Below are 20,474 nucleotides of genomic sequence, written 5' to 3'. Positions count from 1 at the left end.
AGAAGAAGTGCGCATGACAAGTCGCAGCAAACAGGTCTGGACCAATTCTGTCAATGGTCCGGACCAGTCCTGCGGGGATCCCCGGGGTCGTCGGCCCGGCGGCGGCTCACATTCGGCCGCGGCTCACGCCCGCGGCTTCGACCAGGGCCAGCGCGGCTTCTCCGGCCGGTTCCCCTCCGGGTCGTAGACGAAGACCCAGCGCGTACGGCGCTGCGCGCGCGGCCCCGGACTCGGCTCGCGATGATAGACGTGCACGACCGGCGGCGCGCCGTCCTCCTGCGGCACCGGCACCTCGTACACCTTCGGGGGCTGCCCGGTGATGCCGGTCAGCACCCCGAGCACGCGGCCGTCCAGCGGCCCTCCGACGAATTCCGTGTCCTCATGCCTCACGGGGTCAGAGTAGGCCCTGCGGAGGGGCTCACGTTCAGGAAACGGCAGGTGGGAGCAGATGTGCGACTGCCTGGGCCAGCGGGGCCACCCTGCGGGCCAGGTCCCCGGCGGGACTGCCCGCGGTCTCCCGCTCCAGCGCGGCCACGGCGACCTCCGCGGTCTCCTGGTCGGTGGTGGAGCTGACCAGCAGCAGCGCGGTGAAGTGGTCCACCAGCCACTGCCGCAGCTCCCGGGCCGGCGGCTGCTTGCCCTCGTCCAGCCAGGTCAGCGACACGGCCTCCACGCTGGCGATCCAGGAGCGCACCATCATGGCCAGCCGCGGGCCGGGGTTCGGGGCGCCCAGGTGCATCAGGATCTGCTCGGCCGCGCTGCGCCTGACCCCGTCCACGATGGCGTCCGTCCGGCTGGTCTCGGCGACGCTGCCGCCGCGCAGCAGCGCGGAGTACGCCGCGTCGTGCTCGTCCACGTACGCGAGATAGCGGTCCAGCGCGTTGGACAGGCGCTGGGTCATCTCGCCCTCCGCGGGCTCCACGAAGCAGGCCCGCAGCTCCTCGGCGGCATTGCGCATGGCGGCCTCGTACAGCTGCTGCTTCCCGCCGGGGAAGTAGCGGTAGACCAGGGGGCGGGAGACCCCGGCGGCCGCGGCCACGTCGTCGACCGAGACGTCCTCGGGCCGCCGGTGGCCGAAGAGGTCCACGGCGGCGGCGAGCAGCTGGGTACGGCGCTGCTCGACGCTCAGCCGGCGGTAGGCGGGAGCGGCGGGCGCCGGCGTCGAACTGCCGTTCATGCACGCCAGCGTATCCGCCCGCGCGCCGTCCTACCCGAGAAGCCCCGAGCTGCGCCACATGCGGCGTACGCCCGGACCCTCGAACATCCCGATCTCGTCGAGGAAGTCCATGAGCTTCCGCGCGGCCTGCCGCATCACGTCGCGGCGGTGCGGGCTGGTGCGGGCCAGCTCGGCGGCGTACTTCGGGTCGAGCCCGACCGAGGCGTACACCTGCGGGCTGATCAGCGACCGGGCGATCACCCGGGCGGCCTCGGCGGAGGAGACCCGGGTGAAGGCGATCTCCCAGCGCGGCGCCGAGCTCATCTGGCGGCGCAGCTCCTCGCGGGCGTAGCGGATGTGCCGGGCCTCCTCGACCACGTGGATGCGGGTGACGCCGCGGGTCAGCGGCTGGACGCGCTCGTCGGTGAAGGTCAGCCGCTGCATCCAGTCCAGGATCTCCTCGGCGAGCAGGGTGCCGGTGAAGGAGCCGGGCGTGGTGGAGACCGTCTTCAGCACCCGGCCGAGGTTGTGGTCCAGCCGGGACGGCCTGTACACGGGCGTGCCGAGCCGCGTCACCAGCCGCGCGAACATCTTCGAGTGGCGGCACTCGTCCGCGATCTCGGTCAGCGCGTAGCGGACGTGACCGCTGGTCGGGTCCAGGTCGTAGGAGTGCCGCAGCAGCAGCTGCATCAGGATGATCTCGAACCAGATGCCGATCGAGGCCAGCGAGGCCGCCTCGTGCCTGCTCAGCTCGATCCGCTGCTCCTGCGACATGTGCTTCCACAGCGGGGTGTCGTACAAGGAGCACAGCTCGGGCGGCCAGAACCACTTGCCGTCCTCGAAGGGGGCGTCCCAGTTCAGCTCGGTGTCGGGGTCGAAGGAGTGCTTCGCGGAGGCGTCGAGCAGCCGCTCCGCCACTTTTTCACGCGTTGCAAGAGGGGTGCCAGCGGTCATGCTCTTATGAGACTGTGTGTCAGCAAGCCCGTCAAGAGTCGAGGAGGCGCCAATGACGTCGCAAGCCAGCTCGTGGGAGATCCCGGCCTCGGGAGCGGCCCGCTTCTCCTGGGAGTACGACGACGGGCGCGACCGGCTGCTCGCCCTCTACCAGAAGGGCAAGGACAAGCAGTGGGACGCGGTCACCCGCATCGACTGGGACATCGAGGTCGACCCGTACGACCCGCTCGGGGTGCCGGACCAGAACATGACCATCTGGGGCACCCCCTACTGGGACAAGATGTCCGAGCAGAACAAGCGCGACCTGCGCCGCGCCTACGCCTCCTGGCAGTTCAGCCAGTTCCTCCACGGTGAGCAGGGCGCCATGGTGTGCGCCGCCCGCATCGTGGAGTCCGTCCCCGACCTCGACGCCAAGTTCTACTCCGCGACCCAGACCATGGACGAGGCCCGGCACGCCGAGATCTACTCCCGCTTCCTGCGCGAGAAGGTCGGCATGCTCTACCCGATCAACGACTCGCTGCAGGCGCTGCTCGGCGACACCCTGCGCGACTCCCGCTGGGACATGCCCTACCTCGGTATGCAGGTGCTCATCGAGGGCCTGGCCCTGGCGGCCTTCGGCATGCTCCGCGACACCACCGACAAGCCGCTGCCCAAGCAGATCCTCGCCTACGTCATGCAGGACGAGGCCCGGCACGTCGCCTTCGGCCGGATGGCGCTGCGCGACCACTACAGGCAGCTGTCCGACGCCGAACTGCGCGAGCGCGAGGAGTTCGTCATCGAGGGCTGCTACCTCATGCGCGACCGGCTGCGCGGCGCCGAGGTGCTCGAGGACTTCGGCATCCCCCGGCAGGAGGCCGAGGAGCTCAGCGAGCGCTCCGAGTACCTGCAGCTCTTCCGCAAGCTGCTGTTCAGCCGCATCGTGCCGTGCGTGAAGGACATCGGGCTGTGGGGCGAGCGGCTGCAGCGGGCCTACGTCGACATGGGCGTCTTCGAGATGGGCGACTCCAACCTCGACCTGCTCATGGCCCAGGACGAGGAGATCGCCGAGAAGCTCGACGCGGAGCGCTTCGCCAAGGAGGAGGCCGAGCGGGCCGCCGAGGTCGCCGAGGCCATCGCGCTGGGCGGCCGGGACTGACCCGGGGGCGGGCTCAGCGCCCCAGCACCGCGCGCATCACCGCGCGGGCGACCGGGGCCGCTTTCCCGCCGCCGCTGATGTCGGCGCGGTCCGCGGCGGCGTCCTCCACGACCACGGCGACGGCGACCCTGGCAGGGGCACCGCTGCTCTCCTTCGCCCAGGAGATGAACCAGGCGAAGGGCGTCCCGCGGTTGGCCTCGCCGTGCTGCGCCGTGCCCGTCTTGCCGCCCACCACCGCGCCGGGGATGGCGGCGTTGCGGCCCGTGCCGTGCCGCACCACGGCGACCATCATCTCCTGCATCTCGAACGCCACGACCGCGTCCATCACCTGCCGGTAGGCCCGCTGCCCGGTGATCGCCAGCGGACGGCCGGCGCTGTCGGTCGTCCGGTCCACCAGATGCGGGTACATCAGCGCGCCGTCGTTGGCCACGGCCGCGGCGACCATCGCCATCTGCAGGGGCGTGGCCCGCGTGTCGTACTGCCCGATGGACGACAGCGCCAGCTGCGCCCGGTCCATGCGGCGGTCGAAGACGCTGACCGCGGGGTGCGACGGGACGCCGATGGACGGGTCGTTGAAGCCGAAGGCCTCCGCGGTCTCGCGCATCGCCCGCAGCCCGACGTCGTCGCCGAGCTTGCCGAACACGGTGTTGCAGGAGAAGGCGTACGCGTACAGCAGCGGCGCGTCCTCGCAGTCCTCGGACGCCGACTCGTTGGCCAGTCTCGTCGTCGAGCCGGGCAGGGGATAGGGGTCGGGCGAGTTTGTGGGCTCCTCGATGTCGGTGACCACGCCGGCGGTCAGCGCCGCGACCGCGGTCACCGTCTTGAAGGTCGAGCCGGGCGGATACGTCCGGCGCAGCGCCCGGTTGAGCATCGGCTGGTCCCGCGCGGAGGTGAGCCTGCGCCAGGCGCCGATCGCCTCGGGCCCGGTGCCGGCGATCGTCCCGGGGTCGTACGAGGGCGTGCTGACCAGCGCCAGGATCCGGCCGCTCGTCGGGTCGAGGGCGGCGACCGCGCCCTTCTTGCCGTCCAGCGCCTTGTACGCGGCCTTCTGGGCGGCCGCGTCGATGGTGGTGCGGACGTCGCCCGCGGGCTGCGGCCGCCTGCTGATCGCGTTCCACAGGGGGAGCGCCGACAGGTCGGGGGAGGCGCCGGAGAGGACGCCGTCCTCGGCTGCCTCCAGCAGCGCCGTGCCGTACGTCTGGGAGGCGAAGCCGGTCACGGGGGCGTAGAGCGGGCCGTCGGCGTAGGTGCGGACCCAGTCCAACTGGCCGCCGGTGGGCCGGGAACCGGTCACGGGCCGGTGGCCGACGAGGATGTCGCCGCGCGGCTGCGCGTAGCGGGCGATCGGCACCCGGCGGTTGGCGGGGTTGCCGTCGTACTCCGGGGCCCGCACCACCTGGACGCGGATCGCGTTCACCAGCAGTGCCACGAACAGCAGCAGGCACAGCGCGGCGGCCCGGCGGGCGTGCGGGGTCATGCCGGATCCGCCCCGCTGCCGGGGCCGGGACCGCCGCCGGTGCCGGGGACCGGGCGGCGGGCCGCGTCGCTGAGCAGGATCAGCAGTGCGACGATCACCCAGTTGGTGACGACCGACGAACCGCCCTGCGCCAGGAAGGGCATCGCCATCCCGGTCAGCGGGATCAGATCGGTCACCCCGCCCGCGATCACGAAGACCTGCAGCGCGACGATCGAGGCCAGCCCGACGGCCAGCAGCCGGCCGAAGGGGTCGCGGATCGACAGCCCCGCCCGGTAACCCCGGGCCACCAGCAGCCCGTACAGCAGGAAGAGCGCGGTCAGCCCCGTCAGGCCCAGTTCCTCGCCCGCCGTGGCCAGGATGAAGTCGGACTTGGCCGCGAAGCCGATCAGGACCGAGTGCCCCTCGCCGAGGCCCGTGCCCAGCAGCCCCCCGGCGGAGAACGCGAACAGCGACTGCGCCAGCTGGCCCGGCCCCTCGCCCGCCCCGATGCTCGCGAAGGGGTGCAGCCAGTCCTCCACCCGCGCGTGCACATGCGGTTCGAGCGTGCCGACGAGGAAGGCCCCCGCCGCCGACAGCAGCAGCCCGATCGCGATCCAGCCGGTGCGCCCGGAGGCGACGTAGAGCAGGATCACGAAGAGCCCGAAGAACAGCAGCGAGGTCCCCAGGTCGCGCTCCACGACCAGCACCCCGAGGCTGATCGCCCAGATCGCCAGCACCGGGCCGAGCACCCGGCCGGTCGGCAGCTGCAGCCGCCGGAACCGCCAGATCCGCCGGCCGGTGTACGCGAGCGCGGTGCGGTTGTCCGCGAGGTACGCCGCGAAGAACACCGCGAGCAGCACCTTCGCGAACTCGCCCGGCTGGAGGGAGAGTCCCGCGACGCGGATCCAGATCCGGGCGCCGTTCACGGCGGGGAAGAGGATCGGCGCGATCATCAGGAGCAGGGCCGCCACGACGCTCAGATACGCGTACCGGGCGAGGGCGCGGTAGTCGCGCAGCAGCAGCACGACGGCGATGAACAGCGCCACGCCCAGCCCCGACCAGATCAGCTGCGCCGGGGCGGCGGCGTCCGGGGTCTCCAGGTCGAGGCGGTGGATCAGGACCAGGCCGAGGCCGTTGAGCAGCACCCCGATCGGCAGCAGCAGCGGGTCCGCGTACGGGGCGCGGAAGCGCACCGCCAGATGCGCCACCAGCGCCAGGCCGCCGAGCGCCGCACCGTGGCCCGCCGCACCCGGCGGGACGGCGCCACCGCGCGCCAGCCCCACGTCGCAGTATCCGTACACGGAGATCAGCACCGCGCCGACGAGCAGCGCCAGCTCGACGCCCCGGCGCCGGGGCACCCGGACGCCGGGCACGACGGCGGTCGGCGGTGAAGTCCTGGGGGCGGGCGCGGTCATGGGACGCAACGTAGCAAGACATGACGGGCAAATCGCTCATATCCATGCTGAGTGATCGCCGCTCGCGACGACGGCCCGGGCGGTCCGGCGGCGCCCCCGCGGCGGTCGGCGACTGTCGGAGGGGCCCGCTAGCGTGGGCCGCATGACCCTCAAGGCACCGCAGTCGCTGTCCGACCTGCCGTACGCGGAGGCCCTGGAGCCCTTCGACGAGCCGGGGCTGGGCGTCGAGGAGCGCTACGACACCCTCCACTTCGACGGCCTCACCCTCGGCGAACAGGACGCCGGCGGTGCCGTGTTCCTCGAGTGCGCCGTCACCGACACCGCCTTCGAGGGCGGCAGCCTGCGCCGGGCGCGCTTCAACGAGGTGTGGCTGCAGGGCGACCGCTTCGTCGGCACCTCGTTCGCCGAGACGAACTGGATGGACGCCACCGCCGACTCCTGCGTCCTCGCCGGGGTCGAGGCATTCGGCGCGGTGCTGCGCCGGGTGGTCTTCCGGCGCTGCAAGTTCGACTCCGTCAACCTGCGCGCCGCCCGGCTGCACGAGGTCGTCTTCGATGACTGCGTGCTGCGCGACGTCGACCTCGGCGGCGCCCGCCTGAAGGACGTCTCCTTCCCCGGCACCGCCCTGGAGCGCATCCGCCTCGGCCGTGCCGAACTCGACGCCGCCGACCTGCGCGGCGTCACCCTCCTCGATCTCGCCGACGGCCACGACTGCCTCCGCGGCGCCGTCATCGGCACCGGCCAGCTGCTGGACCTCGCCCCGGCGCTCGCCGCGGCGCTGGGCATCGTCGTACGGGACGAGGGGGACGCCGGCCAGCGGCGACGCCGGCGCTGAGGACGCGCCCCGCGGAGGGCGGGGCGCACCCGGCCGAAAAGGTGCGGCGGAAGCCGGCCGGGCGCCGGAGAATCGCAGACATGGGAAAGACGTACGAACGCATCGACGGCCGCCTGCGGTCGTTCATCGAGGAACAGAAGGTCTTCTTCACCGCCACCGCGCCCCTGTCCGGTGACGGACACGTCAATGTGTCGCCCAAGGGCCTCGACGGATCCTTCGCCGTCCTCGACGACCGCACCTTCGCCTACGCCGACCTCGGCGGCAGCGGGGCCGAGACCATCGCGCACCTGCGGGAGAACGGCCGCATCACACTGATGTGGTGCGCCTTCACCGGGCCGCCCACCGTCGTGCGGGTGCACGGGCGAGGCGAGGCCGTCTTCCGCGACGACCCGCGCTGGGACGACCTCGTCCCGCACTTCTCCGACGACATCCGCAAGCGGACCGACATCCGGGCCGTGATCGTCGTCACCGCCGAACGCGTCAGCGACAGCTGCGGTTTCGCCGTCCCCTACATGGACTTCCGCGAGGAGCGGCCGCTGCACACGCAGCGCTTCTCCCGTGAGACCGAGGAGTCCTTCAGCGACTACTGCGAGGGCAAGCCCCATGTCGCCGTCAGCCTGGACGGCCTGCCCGGACTGCCGCTCCCGCTGCCGCCCCGGACGTCCTGAGGAGGCGTGAGAAACCGGATGGGGTACGGCCCGTGCCTGTGCCAGGCTGTCCCGATGCGGCGCGCCCGGCTCCAGGGACGTTTCTCCGCCGCGGACCAGTAGCGGCCACGCCGGAGGTACCGGCGGGCCCGCTGTGAGGTCCCGCGTGTCACGCACTGTCCACCACGTCCCCCCGGCGCACCACCACGGGGGAGCGCCCGGGGCGTGGACCGGCCATGAGCTCGTCGTGCTGCGCCGTGCCGCCGGCGGCCGGGTACGGCGGCTGCGCTTCGACGCGTACGCGTTCCCGCGCGGGAGCGGCACGCCCGTGACCTGCTCGCGGAACTCCGAGGGGCAGGCCCGGGCAGCGCTCCGGGCCTTCCGGATGGAGGCCGGCAAGGCGCTGCGCGGGGCGGGGGTGGAGTGGACGGAGGCGGCGGCGGAACTCGACCTGCCGCCAACTCGGCATCGGCATCGTGCGGTTTGGGGCAACTGAGGCTCGAACACACCCTTGCGGCGACAAGATCCCTCTGTCGTACTTGTACGGCCGTGTGTTCGGAGCCGAGAAGTGGTCCCCCATGCCCGTACGGTCCGCGCGCGGTCGCCACCGCAGGCCCCAGCCGCCGAGCCGGCTCTCCCAGATGTCCGTCGCCGTCACGGCCGCCTCCGGCGCGGGGCTCGCGCTGCCGATCGTCGCCGCGACGGGCGCGGGGGCGGCGCCGGCCGGCACCTGGGACAAGGTCGCCCAGTGCGAGAGCAGCGGCAAGTGGCACATCAACTCCGGCAACGGGTACTACGGCGGGCTGCAGTTCGCCCAGTCGACGTGGAAGACGTACGGCGGCGCGAAGTTCGCCTCCCGCGCCGACCTGGCGAGCAGGGGCGAGCAGATCGCGATCGCGGAACGCGTCCTGGACGGCCAGGGGCCCGGGGCGTGGCCCGTGTGCTCGCGGCGCGCAGGGCTGTCCCGGGGCGGCCATGAGGCGAAGGCGCAGCCGCGGCGGACGGCATCGGCGCCCGGGAAGAAGGCCGACCAGAAGCAGGTGACGGGCAGTCACCCCGGTTCGGAGGAGGGTTCCTACACGGTCGTCAGCGGCGACACCCTCTCCGGGATCGCGGACGAGCAGCACATACGCGGCGGCTGGCAGCGGCTCTACACCGCCAACCGTTCGGTCGTCGGCGCCGACCCCGATCTCATCCTCCCCGGACAGGAACTGGCCCTGCCGGGCACGAAGGCGAAGCCCCCGGCGAAGGGCGGCGCGAAGGCCGCCAAGCCCGCCAAGGCGGCGAAGCCCGCCAAGCCGGGGAAGTCGGCGAAGCCCGGCGCGCCCGGGAAACGGCACGCCGAACCCGCCGCCGCCACGCACGCGTTCGTCGCACCCGTCAGCGGCGCGCTCGGCACGCCGTACCACCGCAGCGGCTCCCACTGGGCCAGCGGCTACCACACCGGCCAGGACTTCGTCGTGCCCACCGGCACCTCCGTGAAGGCGGTCGCCGGGGGCACCGTCGTCGAGGCCGGCTGGGGAGGTGCCTACGGCTACCAGGTGGTGATCCGGCACCACGACGGGATGTACACCCAGTACGGCCACCTGTCCTCGCTGACCGTGCGCGCCGGCCAGTCCGTGAGCGCGGGCCGCCAGGTCGGCCGCTCCGGCTCGACGGGCAACACGACCGGCCCGCACCTGCACTTCGAGGTGCGCACGGGCGAGGGCTACGGCTCCGACGTCGACCCGGTCGCCTATCTGCGACGCCACGGCGTGCGGCTCTAGGCGAACCCGGCCCCCGGCCGCTGGGTGGGTGCGAGACGGCGGGACAGCCGGACCACTACCGGCACCACACCACCATGGCGGCCCGTGCGGCCCCGCGGGCCGCACGGACGTGCCGGAGCACCGACTAGCGTTCGCGCTCGACGAGGTCCTTGAAGCGTTCGAGGTCGTCACGGACCGTGCGCTCGATCGCGCTGACCTGGGCGAAACCCTTGGGACCGCCGAAGGCCTCGCGGATCTCGGCGGGGTCGTACTCCATGCGGACCTGGATCCGGCTGTGCTGCTCGTCGATCGGGAGGACCGAGCACGTCCCGGTGATCTCGGCACCGCCGCTGGTGCGCCAGGTCATCTCCCGGGTGTCGCTCCGGGCCTTGGTGCGGTCGGAGAACTCTGCGTCGATGGAGTCACGGCCGGACCCCGACACGCCGAGGCGGGCCTTGCTGTCCCCCTCGGCCCTGGCCTCCCGGACGCCACCGACGAACTGTGGATACTCCTCCACACGGTGCAAGTGCTGCCACGCCACCTCGGTCGGAACGTTCAGGTCGATCTGCTCTTCGAGTCTGCTCATGAGCTGCCACCTGCCTTCCTCCTTCCAGCGTGCCCCCTGCCTCCGCCTCACGCCACGCTGACCACCGGGACCTCGGTGACCGCTTCCGTCATCGCGACGCGGCCACCGAGCCGGGGCGCGTCGACGAGCCCCGCGTCACCGTGCGTGAGCAGGCGGACGGCGGCCCAGGGCAGGTTCACGCCCGTGAAGGCGGTCTGGAAGATCCCCGCTGAGGGCCGCGGATTGGCCTCCAGGAGGACGGGCTCGCCGTGGCGGTGCCGCAGTTGCACATTGGAGAGATAGGCGAGGCCGAAGTGCCCGACGAGGCGCCGCGCGATCTCGGTCATGGCGGGGTCGTCCAGCAGCAGCCGGTAGCGGCCCTCCTTGGCCCGGGGGATCGCGGCGAGCAGCCGCCCGCCGGGAGCGGAGAGGCAGTCGACGCTGACCTCGGGACCCTCCAGGTAGGGCATGACGATCAGGCTGGGGACGTGTTCGCCCTCGTCCGCCGCCCGCTTCATCGCCTGGGCGACCGCGTCGACCGAGGCCATGGGCCTGGCGGGCGCGAGCAGGTCCCGGATGGCCATCGGGCGGTCTTCCAGGATGCGGAAGCCGAAGGCCGAGTACTCGCCGGCGGGCTTGATGCAGATGGTCTCGCCGGTCGCCGCGAGTTCGTCCACCGCGGCCCGCAGGCCGTCGGCGTCCCGCACCACCCGCCACGGCGGGACCGGGATGCCCGCGGCGAGTGCCTCCTCATAAGTACGGCTCTTGCTGGTCAGCACCTTGACCGAGGCCGGCGGCGAGCACATCAGCCGGGTGCCCGCGGCGGCGAAGTCGTCGGCCCGCCCGGCCAGCGCCGTCAGCCTGCGCGGCGGGACGAGGACGTCGATCCCGTGCCTGCGGCAGAAATCGAGCGCGAAGTCGGCGTACGCCTCGTCGCCGACATGGCGGGGTTCCACCTCGGCCACGTCGCACGCGGCCAGGGCGGGCGCCGAGGGATCGACATTGGTCCCGTAGATGCGGACATCGACGGAATCGGGATTTCCGCGCAGCATCCGCATGACCTGGGTGGTGGCCACCCCCGCGCTGCTGAGCCATATTCGGAGGGCTATCGGACGCTCCCCTCAGTGCATGGGAGCGGCAGGAAGGCATGCGGCTACGCAGGCTTCCTGCCGTCCGGGATCATGTGTGAGGCGGATCATAGCCGCGTTCCGTGACGCCGGTGTTTCACGTCCACGGAGCGCAGGCGAAGAACGCTCGACCCGCCGTCACTCTTCCGTCCCCCGGGAACGAGCGGGACGGCCGCGGCGGGCCAAGGCTGGAGGCGACAGCAGTCCCTCCGCCCGGAAGAGAGAACAGCATGGCTGGGCCTTCCTCCCGTGGTCCGCTGAACCGTCGTCACATAGCGCGGACGGGAGCGCTCCTCGCGGCGCTCATCTCCACGGCGCTCGCCGGCGGCCCCGCCCTCGCCTCCCCGGTCGCCGACGGCGGCGCCGCGGGCCGCGGGGCCGGACCGACCGTGGTCCTGGTGCACGGCGCCTTCGCCGACGCGTCGAGCTGGAGCCCGGTCGTCGAGCGCCTCCGGAACGCCGGCTACAAGGTCGTGGCCCCCGCCAACCCGCTGCGCGGCCTGATCAGCGACTCGACCTACATCGCGAGCGTGCTGAAGAGCATCGACGGCCCGATCGTGCTGGCGGGCCACTCCTACGGCGGCGCGGTGATCAGCGGGGCCGCCGCGGGCAACCCCGACGTCAAGGCGCTGGTCTACGTCTCGGCGTTCATGCCGGACACGGGGGAGACCCTGGGCGGGCTGGCCTCGAAGTTCGCGCCCAGCGACCTCGCCTCGGCACAGCGCCCGGTGCCGTACCGGGACGGGTCCGGCAGCGGCACCGACGTCTACATCCGCGACGCCGCCTTCCGCAAGGTCTTCGCCGCGGACCTGCCCACGTCGATGACACGGCTGATGGCCGCCGAACAACGGCCGATCGCGCTGCGGGCGTTCACCGACGAGGCGCCGTGGGCGGCGTGGCGGACCATCCCGTCCTGGGCCCTCGTCGCCTCCGGCGACCACGCCATCAACCCCGACCTGGAACGGTTCGAGGCCAAGCGGGCCGGTTCGCACACCGTGGAGATCGACTCCTCGCACGTCGCGATGATCTCCCATCCCGACACCGTCGTCCGGATGATCCGCGAGGCCGCCGACAGCACCGCGTCCGGGTCCGCCGGGCGCCCCGCGCTGGCCGACACCGGCCCCCGGGACAGGGTCCTCACCGGCATGGGCGGCGTGGCGAGCCTCGCGCTCGTCGCCGGCGCGGTCCTGGTCGCGGCCGTCCGCCGCTTCCGCCGCTGACGCGCGGATCCGCCGGGACACGGAAACGGCGCGGCGGGAGGAAACCCCTCCCGCCGCGCCGTCGTGCCGCGTCCGGGCTACCCGGCGGCAGGTTCGCGGGCCAGGAACACCGCGGCCAGCACGGCCGCCCCGAAGGACACCCCGGCGACGACCCACAGGCCGGTGTGGATGCCGATCGTGAACGACGCGCCGATCGCGTCCGTCACCGCGGGCGTGGAGCGGCCGCTGCCGCTCCCGCCGCTGCGGGCCACGCCGACGACCGCGGCGGCGATCTGCGGCGGCACATGGGCGGCCGCCAGCCGCGCCGGCAGCGCGCCGATGAAGCGGACCGCCAGAACGGCGCCGAGCACCGAGGTCGCCAGCACCGAGCCGACCTGCCGGAACGCGGTGACGGCGTTCGACGCGGCACCCATCTGCGCGGGCTGCACCACCGCGAATGCGGCCGCCGTCGAGGGCGCGACGACCAGTCCGCTGCCCAGGCCGACCAGGGCCAGGCCCACCGCCGTGATCGCGTACGGGCTGTCCGGCTGCTGCCGCACCAGCACCGCGGCGGCGACGGCGGTCACCAGGGAGCCGGCGGCCAGCAGCCGGGCCGCCCCGACCTTCCCGGCGATGCGCTGCGCCCCCAACGTGGACAGCACGAAGAAGACCATCGCGGGCAGCAGCCGCACCCCCGTGCTCAGCGGCGCGACCGCCTGCACCCGCTGCAGGAACAGCACCTGCAGGAAGATGACGCCGACGAACGCGAACAGCGCCGCCGCGGCCACCACCAGCGCCGCCGACACCCGGACCGAGCCCATCATGCGCACGTCCAGCATCGGCACCGCGGTCCGGCGCTCCACCAGCACCAGCGCGACCAGCGCCACGACCGCCACCGCCAGGGCCGCCACCACGGCCGGGTCGTCGTAGCCGGCCCGGCCGCCGACCGCGATCCCGTACACCAGAGTGCCCAGGCCCAGCACGGACAGGCCCTGGCCGGGCAGGTCGAGCGGCCGGTCGGGCACCTTGGACTCGGTCATCGCGTACAGGGCGACGGCGACGGTGACCACCGCGAGCGGCGTGTTGACCAGGTAGACCGCGGGCCAGTCGAAGCGGTCGAGCAGGGCGCCGCCGAGCAGCGGGCCGACGGCCAGCCCGAGGCCGGAGACCGACACCCACACCGTGATGTAGCGCACCATGCGCGGCAGGTCGACGAAGAAGGTGGTGGTGATGATCGCCAGCGAGGTCGGCAGCACCAGCGCCCCGCCGACTCCGCTGATCGCGCGCCCCACCAGCACCTGCGGGAACCCGCCCGCGGTGGCCACGACCAGCGAGCCGGCCGCCAGGGCGACCACGCCGACCACGAACACCAGGCGCCGGCCGTAGCGTTCGCCCAGCGCGCCGCCCGACAGCACGCACGCCGCCACGACCAGGGTGTACGTACTGGACACCCAGCTCAGGTCGGCGGGGGCGACCTGCATGTCGACCTGCAAGGCGCGCAGCGTGGAGATCGCCGCCGTCACCTCGATGAACGACATGAACAGCCCGAGGCAGGCGGCGAGCAGCACCAGCCTGCCGCGCGGGATCACCGGCTTCTGCGGCGCCTGCGCGGACGCCGCGCCCGTGACGGTGCTCATCGGGCGCGCTCCTTCTCGGCCAGGCGCCGCGTGGCGTCGTCCCAGGCGACGGGCAGGGCGTCGCGGCCGGTGGTGTAGAAGACGAACACCGAGCGGTCCATCACCTTCCGCAGCCGCGCCACGATCCGCGCGTGCGGGTCGGTGCGGGCGAAGGTGTCCAGCGCCTCCTGGTCCCGCCACGCCGACAGCGTCCAGAAGGTCTTCTTCAGCGGTTCCGCCCGCAGCGAGGCACCGATCACGCCGGGCGCCGACCGCACCTGCCTCCACACCACCAGCGACAGCAGGAAGAAGCGGGGCACGCTGAGCAGCGAGGTCACTTGGAGCTTGGAGGCCATGACCACGGCCTCACCGGAGTCTGGGGACTCTTCGGCGGCGGCCCCGGGCATCCAGGGAATGGTGGGCATGGCAGCTCTCTCCTCTTCGGTACGGGTGCGCGGCCGATGCGCGCTGTCACGGCAGGAACTCCCGCCACCCACATGAGTCCCTCCCCGCGGCCTTCCGGACACCTTTGGGAGGCGGATCGGCGCGTACGCGCGGCAGTTGGCCTGTTCGCGCCCCCGGTGCCCGGCGTACGCCGATCCGGACACCCCGGGCGGGGCGCATCGGTGGCCTCGATGGGCCGGAAACCGTCGATGATGCGGTGTTTGACCCTCCGCCCCGCGTCGTCCTACGTTCCCAGTGCGCCGCCCGCCGGCCCGACCCGCGCGGGACACGGACGACTTCACGCCTTCAGAGGTCTCAGCCCTCTGCGCTCCAGCCGCCGTCGCCCAACGCGACCGGTTCCTGAGAACTGCTCGAGCCGAGGGGCTGCCTGTCATGACCACCCGTGTCGCTGTCGTCGGAGCCGGCATATCCGGCCTGTCCGCCGCGTACCACCTGCCCGACGACGTCGAAGTCACCGTCTACGAGAAGGAGGACCGGCCCGGGGGCCACGCCCTGACCGTCGAGGTGGAGGAGGACGGCCGCACCATCGGGATCGACACCGCCTTCGTGGTCTTCAACTCCCGGACGTACCCGCAGCTGACCGCCTTCTTCCAGGAGCTCGGCGCCACCGCCCTGGACCACACCGGCGGCTTCGACTTCTTCGACCTCGACCGCGGACTCGACTACGGCACCGCCGAGTTCGAGCTCCCCGAGGAGGAGATCGCGCGGCGCTACCCGGCGGGCTTCCTGCCCCTGTGGCGGGACGCCGAGCGCTTCCACCGCGAGGCCCCCCGCGACTTCCTGCGCAAGCGCACCGACATGGCCCTCGGCGAGTACCTCGACCGCAACGGCTACTCCGACGCCTTCAAGTACGGCTACGTCGTGCTGCTGGCCACCGCCGTCTGGTCGGTGCCGGCCGAGCTGATCTGGGAGATGCCGGCCACCACCGTCATCGCCTTCTTCATGTCGCACGACCCGGGCGGTCTCGGCGGCCGCTCGGTGGCGTGGAAGACCGTCTCCGGCGGCAGCATCGAGTACGTCCGCCGGGTCGTCGCCGCCGTCAACGGCAAGGTCCGCACCGGCAGCCCCGTCACCCGGGTCCGCGAGGAGGCGGGTCCCGGCGGCGGCGTCGTCATCGGCACCGCCGACGGCGAGGAGCGTTACGACTACGCGGTGCTCGCCTCGCACGCCGACCAGACCCTGGCGATGCTGGAGCAGCCGACCGCACTGCAGACCGACATCCTCGGCAAGGTCCGCTACAGCTCCACCCGTGCCGTCCTGCACACCGACCCCTCCGGCATGCCGCCGGAGCGCGCCCGCTGGCAGAGCTGGAACTACGGCCTGAAGACCGTCGACGGCCGCACCCGCACCTGGGTGGCGTACTACATGAACTCCCTGCAGGGCTTCACCGCCCGCAAGGACTACTTCGTCACCCTCGACTGCCCGATCGTCCCCCGCGACGAACTGGTCATCCGGGAGCTGCCGTTCACCCACCCGGTCATCGACCTGGACGTGCGCTCCATGCAGCGCACCATCTACGCCGTCAACGACACCGGCCGGATCAAGCTCGCCGGCTCCTACTTCCACTCGCCCAAGATCGGCCACGACCTGATCGGCTCCCACGAGGCCGGATACGTCTCCGGGCTCAAGGCCGCCGAGTCCATCGCCCGCGACATCAAGAAGTGAAGTGAGGGAATCCCCATGCAGCGTGTCACCGCCGAGGAAGCGCAGGCCTGGCTGGTCGAGAAGCTCGCCGTCCGCCTGGAGGTCGAGCCGTCCCAGATCGACGTCAACCGCTACTTCGACGAGTTCGACCTGGACTCCACCGAGGCGCTGATCCTCGCGGGTGAGCTCGAGAAGTGGCTCGGCTTCGAACTGGAGGCGACCGCGCTCTGGTACCACCCGACCATCGCCGCGCTGTCGGAGCACATCGCCGAGGAGAACGCCCGCCATGTCGCAGCGGCCTGACCGCACCGCCCCCCGCCCGGTCCTCACGCCGCTGCGCGAGCCGGACGGCGGGGCGGCCCGCCGGCTCTACGCCGTCCACCCCGGCGCGCTGGCGGCCGCCGCGTGGGAGGCGCTCGCCGAGCGGCTGCCCGGGGACACCGCGCTGTCGCTGTTCGACCTGGGCAACGTCCCCGAGTTCTTCGCCGCCGCCCTCGACCCGGAGGCCGCGGCGGTCTCCGTCGGCGACCTGGCGGAGCGCTGCCTCACCGAACTGGCCGCCTCTCCGCCCGGGGACGCGCCGTTCTCCCTGGTCGGCTGGTCCTTCGGCGGTGTCGTCGCGTACGAGATCGCCGCCCGGCTCGACGCCACGGGGCGCGGCGGCCGGCTGGAGGAACTCGTCCTGCTGGACAGCATCGCGCCCGTCCCCGCCTTCAAGCGCGCCGACGAGCTGCTGGAACCGGCGATGCTGCTCGACTGGTTCGCCATGTACCTGGGGGCCAAACGCGGCCGCCCGTTCACGGTGAGCGTCCCGCCGGTCGCCGACACCGACGAGGGCCTGCCCGCGCTGCTGGCCGCGGCCACCGCCCAGGGCGTGCTGCCCGCCGGCACAGAACTCGCCGGGCTGCGCAAGCTCTACGCCGCCTACCACGGCGGGCTGCTGCGCAACAACCGCTGCACCGCACCGTACGAACCGGCTCCGCTGCACCGCGCGGTCACTCTCGTCAAGCCGGAGCGCTCGCTGCTCCCGGACCGCGGTGACCTCGGCTGGAGCCTGCTCAGCACCCGCCCCGTGCGGCAGCTGGGCGTTCCCGGCGACCACTACACGATGCTCCGGGAACCCACCGCCGTCGCCGTGCTCGCCGGCCTGCTGGCCGATCCGGCCGTCGCCTGAGCATTCGTGGACCCGCGCCCTGCCACCCGGCGCCCATGACCGAGAGGACCGTCGTGCATCACTCACGTCTGGCCGAGACACCGATCGCCATCGTCGGGTTGGCCGGCCTGTTCCCCAAGTCGCGCGACCTGCGCGAGTTCTGGCACAACATCGTGGACGCCCGCGACTGCATCGAGGACGTCCCCGCGAGCCACTGGAACCCGGACGACCACTACGACCCGGACCCCACCGCCGAGGACAAGACCTACGCCCGGCGCGGCGGCTTCCTGCCGGAGATCGCCTTCAACCCCATGGAGTTCGGCCTGCCCCCGAACACCCTGGAGGTCACCGACATCCTCCAGCTGCTGTCGCTGACCGTCGCGCGCGACGTGCTGCGCGACGCGGGCACGGAGGACGCGGCCTGGTACGACGCAAGCCGGACCGGTGTCATCCTCGGCGTCACCGGCGCCAACTCCCTCACCCAGCCGCTCTCCGCGCGCCTGCAGACCCCCGTGCTGAAGGAGGTCGTGCGCAGCGTCGGGCTGAGCGAGGCCGACGCCGAGGAGATCGCCCGCCGCTTCAAGAAGGCGTACATCCCGTGGGAGGAGAACTCCTTCCCCGGCATGCTCGGCAACGTCGTCGCCGGCCGCATCGCCAACCGCTTCGACCTCGGCGGCACCAACTGCACCGTCGACGCCGCGTGCGCCAGCTCGCTGGCCGCCGTCAAGCTCGCCGTCAGCGAGCTGATCGAGGGCCGTGCCGACCTGATGATCACGGGCGGCTGCGACGCCGAGAACACGATCCTCATGTACATGTGCTTCAGCAAGACCCCGGCGTTCTCGAAGAGCCAGGTCATCAAGCCCTTCGACGAGTCCGCCGACGGCACGCTGATCGGCGAGGGCATCGGCATGCTCGCCCTCAAGCGGCTCGCCGACGCCGAGCGCGACGGCGACCGGGTCTACGCCGTGCTCCGCGGCATCGGCACCTCCAGTGACGGCCGCTTCAAGTCCATCTACGCCCCGCGCGCCGAAGGGCAGCAGCTCGCGCTGCGCCGCGCCTACGAGGACGCGGCCGTGCCCGCCGGCTCCGTCGAGCTCTTCGAGGCCCACGGCACGGGCACGGCGGTGGGCGACCACACCGAGCTGTCCGCCCTCGGGTCGTTCGTCGGCGAGGGGCCCGGCTCCGGCGAGCTCGGCTACGCCGCCATCGGCAGCGTCAAGTCCCAGATCGGGCACACCAAGGCGGCCGCGGGCGCGGCCGGCCTCATCAAACTGGCGCTCTCCCTGCACCAGAAGGTCCTGCCGCCCACCATCAACGTCGAGAAGCCCAGCGAGGCCGTCGACCCGGCGCGCACCCCCTTCTACGTCAGCCCCCAGGCCCGCCCCTGGGTCCTGGACCCCGCGCGCGACAGGCGGCGGGCCGCGGTCTCCTCCTTCGGCTTCGGCGGTACCAACTTCCACATGGTGCTGGAGGAGCACGACCCGGCCGGCGCCCGCAAGGTGCTCGGGCCCGTCGCCCGCACCGGCCTGTGGCACGCCGCCGACCCCGAGGCCCTCGCCCGCCGCCTGGAGCAGGGCGCCGCGCCCGACCCGGCCGGCCCGATCCCCGCCGGCGACGCGCGGCTGGGCATCGTCGCCCGCAGCGACGAGCAGTTCGAGGAGCTGCGGGCCGCGGCCGTGGAACTGCTGCGCGCCAAGCCCGACGCGGCCTCCTGGCAGCACCCCAAGGGCATCAGCTACCGCCGCGCCGGACTGCCCTCCGGTGTGAAGACGGCCGCCGTCTTCGCCGGGCAGGGCAGCCAGTACGTCGGCATGGGCCGCCAGGCGGCGCTCGCGCTGCCGCCCGTCCTCGCCGCGTACGACAGGGCCAACCGGATCAGCGGCGGCGCCGAGACCCTGGGCCGGGTCGTCTTCCCGCCGCCCGCCTTCGACGACGCCACACGCACCGCGCAGGAGGAGGCGCTGCGCCGCACCGACTTCGCGCAGCCGGCCATCGGGGCCCTCTCGGCCGGCCAGTTCGCCTGGTTCCGCGAGCTCGGCTTCGCCCCCGACGGCGCCATCGGCCACTCCTTCGGCGAACTCACCGCCCTGTGGGCGGCCGGCGCCCTCGACGACGACGGCTTCGCCGAACTCGCCCGTGCCCGCGGACTGGCCATGGCCCCGCCGGCGCGCGCGGCCGCCGACTTCGACCCGGGCGCCATGGCCGCGATCCGCGCCGAACTGGGCGAGGTGCAGGGGCTCGTCGCCACCTATCGAAGCGTCGCCATCTGCAACGTCAACGCCCCCGGCCAGATCGTCGTGGGCGGCCCCACCGCCGAGATCGACCGCCTGGTCGCCGACGTCGCCGCCAGGAAGATCCCCGCCAAGCGGCTCCCCGTCTCGGCCGCCTTCCACACCCGCTTCGTCGCGCACGCCGCCGACGCCTTCCGCGACGCCGTCGACCGCGTCGGTCTCGCCGCCCCGCGCATCCCCGTGTACGCCAACACGCCGGGCGCGGCCTACGGCACGGACGCCGATGCCAACCGGAGCACGCTCGTGGAGCAGCTGCTGCAGCCCGTCGCCTTCCAGAACCGCGTCGAGGAGATGTACGCCGACGGCTACCGCGTCTTCGTCGAGTTCGGGCCCAAGCGCGTGCTGTCCGACCTCATCGACCGCATCCTCGACGGGCGCGGCGACGTCGTCTCCCTCGCGGTCGACGGCGGGCCCAGCAAGGACAGCGAGATCTCGCTGAAGCGGGCCGCCGTCGAGCTCGCCGTCCTGGGCCTCCCGGTCACCGGCATCGACGACCACGCCGAGCCGCGCCCGGCCGCGCCCGCGCGCAAGGGCCTCACGATCCCGCTGCGCGGCGTCAACTACGTCTCGGACGCCCGGCGCGAGGCCTATGCGGAGGCCCTGTCGCAGCCGACGGTGACGGCCACGGCCGATGCGGCCGCGCCGGCCCCGGCCTCCGCGGACGCCCTGAGCGACGTCGTGCGCGAGGGCCTGGGGCTCCAGGCCGAGATCCTCGACGCCCACGTCGAGACGATCCGCGATGCGGTGGCCTCCCTGGAGCAGTCCGTCCGCGCCGGCGGCCGCCCCGACACGGATGCCGCGCTGCGGCTCATCGAGCGGCACGGCACGTCCATATCCGCCGCCCACGAACGCGCGACGCGTCTGCTCATCGACGCCCTCCGCGGCGACGCCGCGCCCGCGGCGCCCGCGGTGTCTGCGGAGCTCCCCGCGGCTGCGGAGCCGGTCGCGGCCTCCGTCCCGGCTGCGGCGAGTGGCGTGGTGCTGGATGCGCTGTTGGAGGTGGTGGCGGAGAAGACGGGTTATCCGGCGGAGATGTTGGAGCCGGGGATGGATCTGGAAGCGGACCTGGGG

General features: G+C 72.9%; 19 protein-coding genes. 10 read left to right on the top strand and 9 right to left on the bottom strand.

Going from position 1 to position 20,474, the window contains the following annotated elements; genetic code table 11:
• Positions 1–123: 123 nt before the first annotated feature.
• From ACWDAS_RS07410 to ACWDAS_RS07400, 3 genes are read right to left on the bottom strand one after another with little or no spacing between them, the layout of a single operon-like run.
• On the bottom strand, positions 124–390 hold the full coding sequence (locus tag ACWDAS_RS07410; protein ID WP_450387877.1) for a hypothetical protein: 267 nt from the start codon (positions 388–390) through the stop codon (positions 124–126).
• Positions 391–424: 34 nt separating this feature from the next.
• On the bottom strand, positions 425–1,177 hold the full coding sequence (locus tag ACWDAS_RS07405; protein WP_450387876.1) for a TetR/AcrR family transcriptional regulator: 753 nt from the start codon (positions 1,175–1,177) through the stop codon (positions 425–427).
• Positions 1,178–1,207: 30 nt separating this feature from the next.
• The gene (locus ACWDAS_RS07400) at positions 1,208–2,110 is read right to left on the bottom strand and encodes an AurF N-oxygenase family protein (RefSeq protein WP_450387875.1); all 903 of its coding nucleotides are present in this window, start codon (positions 2,108–2,110) and stop codon (positions 1,208–1,210) included.
• A 52-nt stretch (positions 2,111–2,162) separates the two neighbouring features.
• Between ACWDAS_RS07400 and ACWDAS_RS07395 the strand changes: the two genes are divergently transcribed.
• On the top strand, positions 2,163–3,245 hold the full coding sequence (locus tag ACWDAS_RS07395) for a ferritin-like domain-containing protein (protein ID WP_450387874.1): 1,083 nt from the start codon (positions 2,163–2,165) through the stop codon (positions 3,243–3,245).
• Positions 3,246–3,258: 13 nt separating this feature from the next.
• On the opposite strand, the gene ACWDAS_RS07390 is transcribed toward ACWDAS_RS07395, so the two are convergent.
• Positions 3,259–4,722: a penicillin-binding transpeptidase domain-containing protein gene (locus tag ACWDAS_RS07390; protein ID WP_450387873.1), complete on the bottom strand. Its 1,464-nt coding sequence runs from the start codon at positions 4,720–4,722 to the stop codon at positions 3,259–3,261.
• Entirely contained in the window at positions 4,719–6,116 is a 1,398-nt protein-coding gene (locus ACWDAS_RS07385; RefSeq protein WP_450387872.1) for an FtsW/RodA/SpoVE family cell cycle protein, read from the bottom strand. Before ACWDAS_RS07385 ends, ACWDAS_RS07390 begins: the two co-directional genes overlap by 4 nt.
• Positions 6,117–6,258: 142 nt before the next feature.
• Here ACWDAS_RS07385 and ACWDAS_RS07380 point away from each other — a divergent pair, with 142 nt between their 5' ends.
• From ACWDAS_RS07380 to ACWDAS_RS07365, 4 genes are all read left to right on the top strand, one after another.
• A complete protein-coding gene (locus ACWDAS_RS07380) occupies positions 6,259–6,951 on the top strand; it encodes a pentapeptide repeat-containing protein (protein ID WP_450387871.1) in 693 nt (230 codons plus the stop codon).
• An 80-nt stretch (positions 6,952–7,031) separates the two neighbouring features.
• Positions 7,032–7,619: a pyridoxamine 5'-phosphate oxidase family protein gene (locus ACWDAS_RS07375; protein WP_450387870.1), complete on the top strand. Its 588-nt coding sequence runs from the start codon at positions 7,032–7,034 to the stop codon at positions 7,617–7,619.
• Positions 7,620–7,764: 145 nt separating this feature from the next.
• Positions 7,765–8,094: a hypothetical protein gene (locus tag ACWDAS_RS07370; RefSeq protein ID WP_450387869.1), complete on the top strand. Its 330-nt coding sequence runs from the start codon at positions 7,765–7,767 to the stop codon at positions 8,092–8,094.
• An 82-nt stretch (positions 8,095–8,176) separates the two neighbouring features.
• A complete protein-coding gene (locus ACWDAS_RS07365; protein WP_450387868.1) occupies positions 8,177–9,364 on the top strand; it encodes a transglycosylase family protein in 1,188 nt (395 codons plus the stop codon).
• Positions 9,365–9,488: 124 nt separating this feature from the next.
• On the opposite strand, the gene ACWDAS_RS07360 is transcribed toward ACWDAS_RS07365, so the two are convergent.
• Positions 9,489–9,929, bottom strand: a complete 441-nt coding sequence (locus ACWDAS_RS07360; protein WP_450387867.1) for an SRPBCC family protein — start codon at positions 9,927–9,929, stop codon at positions 9,489–9,491.
• Between the two features lie 47 nt (positions 9,930–9,976).
• The gene (locus ACWDAS_RS07355; protein ID WP_450387866.1) at positions 9,977–10,984 is read right to left on the bottom strand and encodes an ATP-grasp domain-containing protein; all 1,008 of its coding nucleotides are present in this window, start codon (positions 10,982–10,984) and stop codon (positions 9,977–9,979) included.
• A 281-nt stretch (positions 10,985–11,265) separates the two neighbouring features.
• Here ACWDAS_RS07355 and ACWDAS_RS07350 point away from each other — a divergent pair, with 281 nt between their 5' ends.
• A complete protein-coding gene (locus tag ACWDAS_RS07350) occupies positions 11,266–12,255 on the top strand; it encodes an alpha/beta fold hydrolase (RefSeq protein ID WP_450387865.1) in 990 nt (329 codons plus the stop codon).
• Between the two features lie 77 nt (positions 12,256–12,332).
• On the opposite strand, the gene ACWDAS_RS07345 is transcribed toward ACWDAS_RS07350, so the two are convergent.
• Both ACWDAS_RS07345 and ACWDAS_RS07340 read right to left on the bottom strand, forming a co-directional pair.
• Positions 12,333–13,871 carry an MFS transporter gene (locus ACWDAS_RS07345; protein ID WP_450387864.1) on the bottom strand — a complete coding sequence of 513 codons (1,539 nt, stop codon included), beginning with the start codon at positions 13,869–13,871 and terminating at the stop codon, positions 12,333–12,335.
• Positions 13,868–14,275: a DUF3291 domain-containing protein gene (locus ACWDAS_RS07340; RefSeq protein WP_450387863.1), complete on the bottom strand. Its 408-nt coding sequence runs from the start codon at positions 14,273–14,275 to the stop codon at positions 13,868–13,870. Before ACWDAS_RS07340 ends, ACWDAS_RS07345 begins: the two co-directional genes overlap by 4 nt.
• A gap of 412 nt (positions 14,276–14,687) precedes the next feature.
• Here ACWDAS_RS07340 and ACWDAS_RS07335 point away from each other — a divergent pair, with 412 nt between their 5' ends.
• The 4 genes from ACWDAS_RS07335 to ACWDAS_RS07320 all read left to right on the top strand — a co-directional run.
• Positions 14,688–15,980: an NAD(P)/FAD-dependent oxidoreductase gene (locus ACWDAS_RS07335; protein ID WP_450387862.1), complete on the top strand. Its 1,293-nt coding sequence runs from the start codon at positions 14,688–14,690 to the stop codon at positions 15,978–15,980.
• A gap of 15 nt (positions 15,981–15,995) precedes the next feature.
• A complete protein-coding gene (locus ACWDAS_RS07330) occupies positions 15,996–16,262 on the top strand; it encodes an acyl carrier protein (protein WP_450387861.1) in 267 nt (88 codons plus the stop codon).
• Positions 16,246–17,133, top strand: coding sequence for a thioesterase domain-containing protein (locus ACWDAS_RS07325; protein ID WP_450387860.1), 888 nt, complete (start codon positions 16,246–16,248; stop codon positions 17,131–17,133). Before ACWDAS_RS07330 ends, ACWDAS_RS07325 begins: the two co-directional genes overlap by 17 nt.
• A gap of 35 nt (positions 17,134–17,168) precedes the next feature.
• Positions 17,169–20,474 (top strand): beta-ketoacyl synthase N-terminal-like domain-containing protein (locus tag ACWDAS_RS07320; RefSeq protein ID WP_450387859.1); only part of this gene is annotated, 3,306 nt, incomplete at its 3' end.

The organism is Streptomyces sp. NPDC001070 (assembly GCF_053598835.1).
The sequence above is the reverse complement of the archived record's forward strand: the minus strand, read 5'-3'. Positions and strand labels throughout refer to the sequence as shown.

Excerpts from the sequence above, each read along its gene's own strand:
- ACWDAS_RS07405 (WP_450387876.1), bottom strand. The coding sequence starts at position 1,177 with ATGAACGGCAGTTCGACGCCGGCGCCCGCCGCTCCCGCCTACCGCCGG.
- ACWDAS_RS07400 (WP_450387875.1), bottom strand. The coding sequence starts at position 2,110 with ATGACCGCTGGCACCCCTCTTGCAACGCGTGAAAAAGTGGCGGAGCGG.
- ACWDAS_RS07395 (WP_450387874.1), top strand. The coding sequence starts at position 2,163 with ATGACGTCGCAAGCCAGCTCGTGGGAGATCCCGGCCTCGGGAGCGGCC.
- ACWDAS_RS07390 (WP_450387873.1), bottom strand. The coding sequence starts at position 4,722 with ATGACCCCGCACGCCCGCCGGGCCGCCGCGCTGTGCCTGCTGCTGTTC.
- ACWDAS_RS07385 (WP_450387872.1), bottom strand. The coding sequence starts at position 6,116 with ATGACCGCGCCCGCCCCCAGGACTTCACCGCCGACCGCCGTCGTGCCC.
- ACWDAS_RS07380 (WP_450387871.1), top strand. The coding sequence starts at position 6,259 with ATGACCCTCAAGGCACCGCAGTCGCTGTCCGACCTGCCGTACGCGGAG.
- ACWDAS_RS07375 (WP_450387870.1), top strand. The coding sequence starts at position 7,032 with ATGGGAAAGACGTACGAACGCATCGACGGCCGCCTGCGGTCGTTCATC.
- ACWDAS_RS07365 (WP_450387868.1), top strand. The coding sequence starts at position 8,177 with ATGCCCGTACGGTCCGCGCGCGGTCGCCACCGCAGGCCCCAGCCGCCG.
- ACWDAS_RS07360 (WP_450387867.1), bottom strand. The coding sequence starts at position 9,929 with ATGAGCAGACTCGAAGAGCAGATCGACCTGAACGTTCCGACCGAGGTG.
- ACWDAS_RS07350 (WP_450387865.1), top strand. The coding sequence starts at position 11,266 with ATGGCTGGGCCTTCCTCCCGTGGTCCGCTGAACCGTCGTCACATAGCG.
- ACWDAS_RS07345 (WP_450387864.1), bottom strand. The coding sequence starts at position 13,871 with ATGAGCACCGTCACGGGCGCGGCGTCCGCGCAGGCGCCGCAGAAGCCG.
- ACWDAS_RS07340 (WP_450387863.1), bottom strand. The coding sequence starts at position 14,275 with ATGCCCACCATTCCCTGGATGCCCGGGGCCGCCGCCGAAGAGTCCCCA.
- ACWDAS_RS07335 (WP_450387862.1), top strand. The coding sequence starts at position 14,688 with ATGACCACCCGTGTCGCTGTCGTCGGAGCCGGCATATCCGGCCTGTCC.
- ACWDAS_RS07330 (WP_450387861.1), top strand. The coding sequence starts at position 15,996 with ATGCAGCGTGTCACCGCCGAGGAAGCGCAGGCCTGGCTGGTCGAGAAG.
- ACWDAS_RS07325 (WP_450387860.1), top strand. The coding sequence starts at position 16,246 with ATGTCGCAGCGGCCTGACCGCACCGCCCCCCGCCCGGTCCTCACGCCG.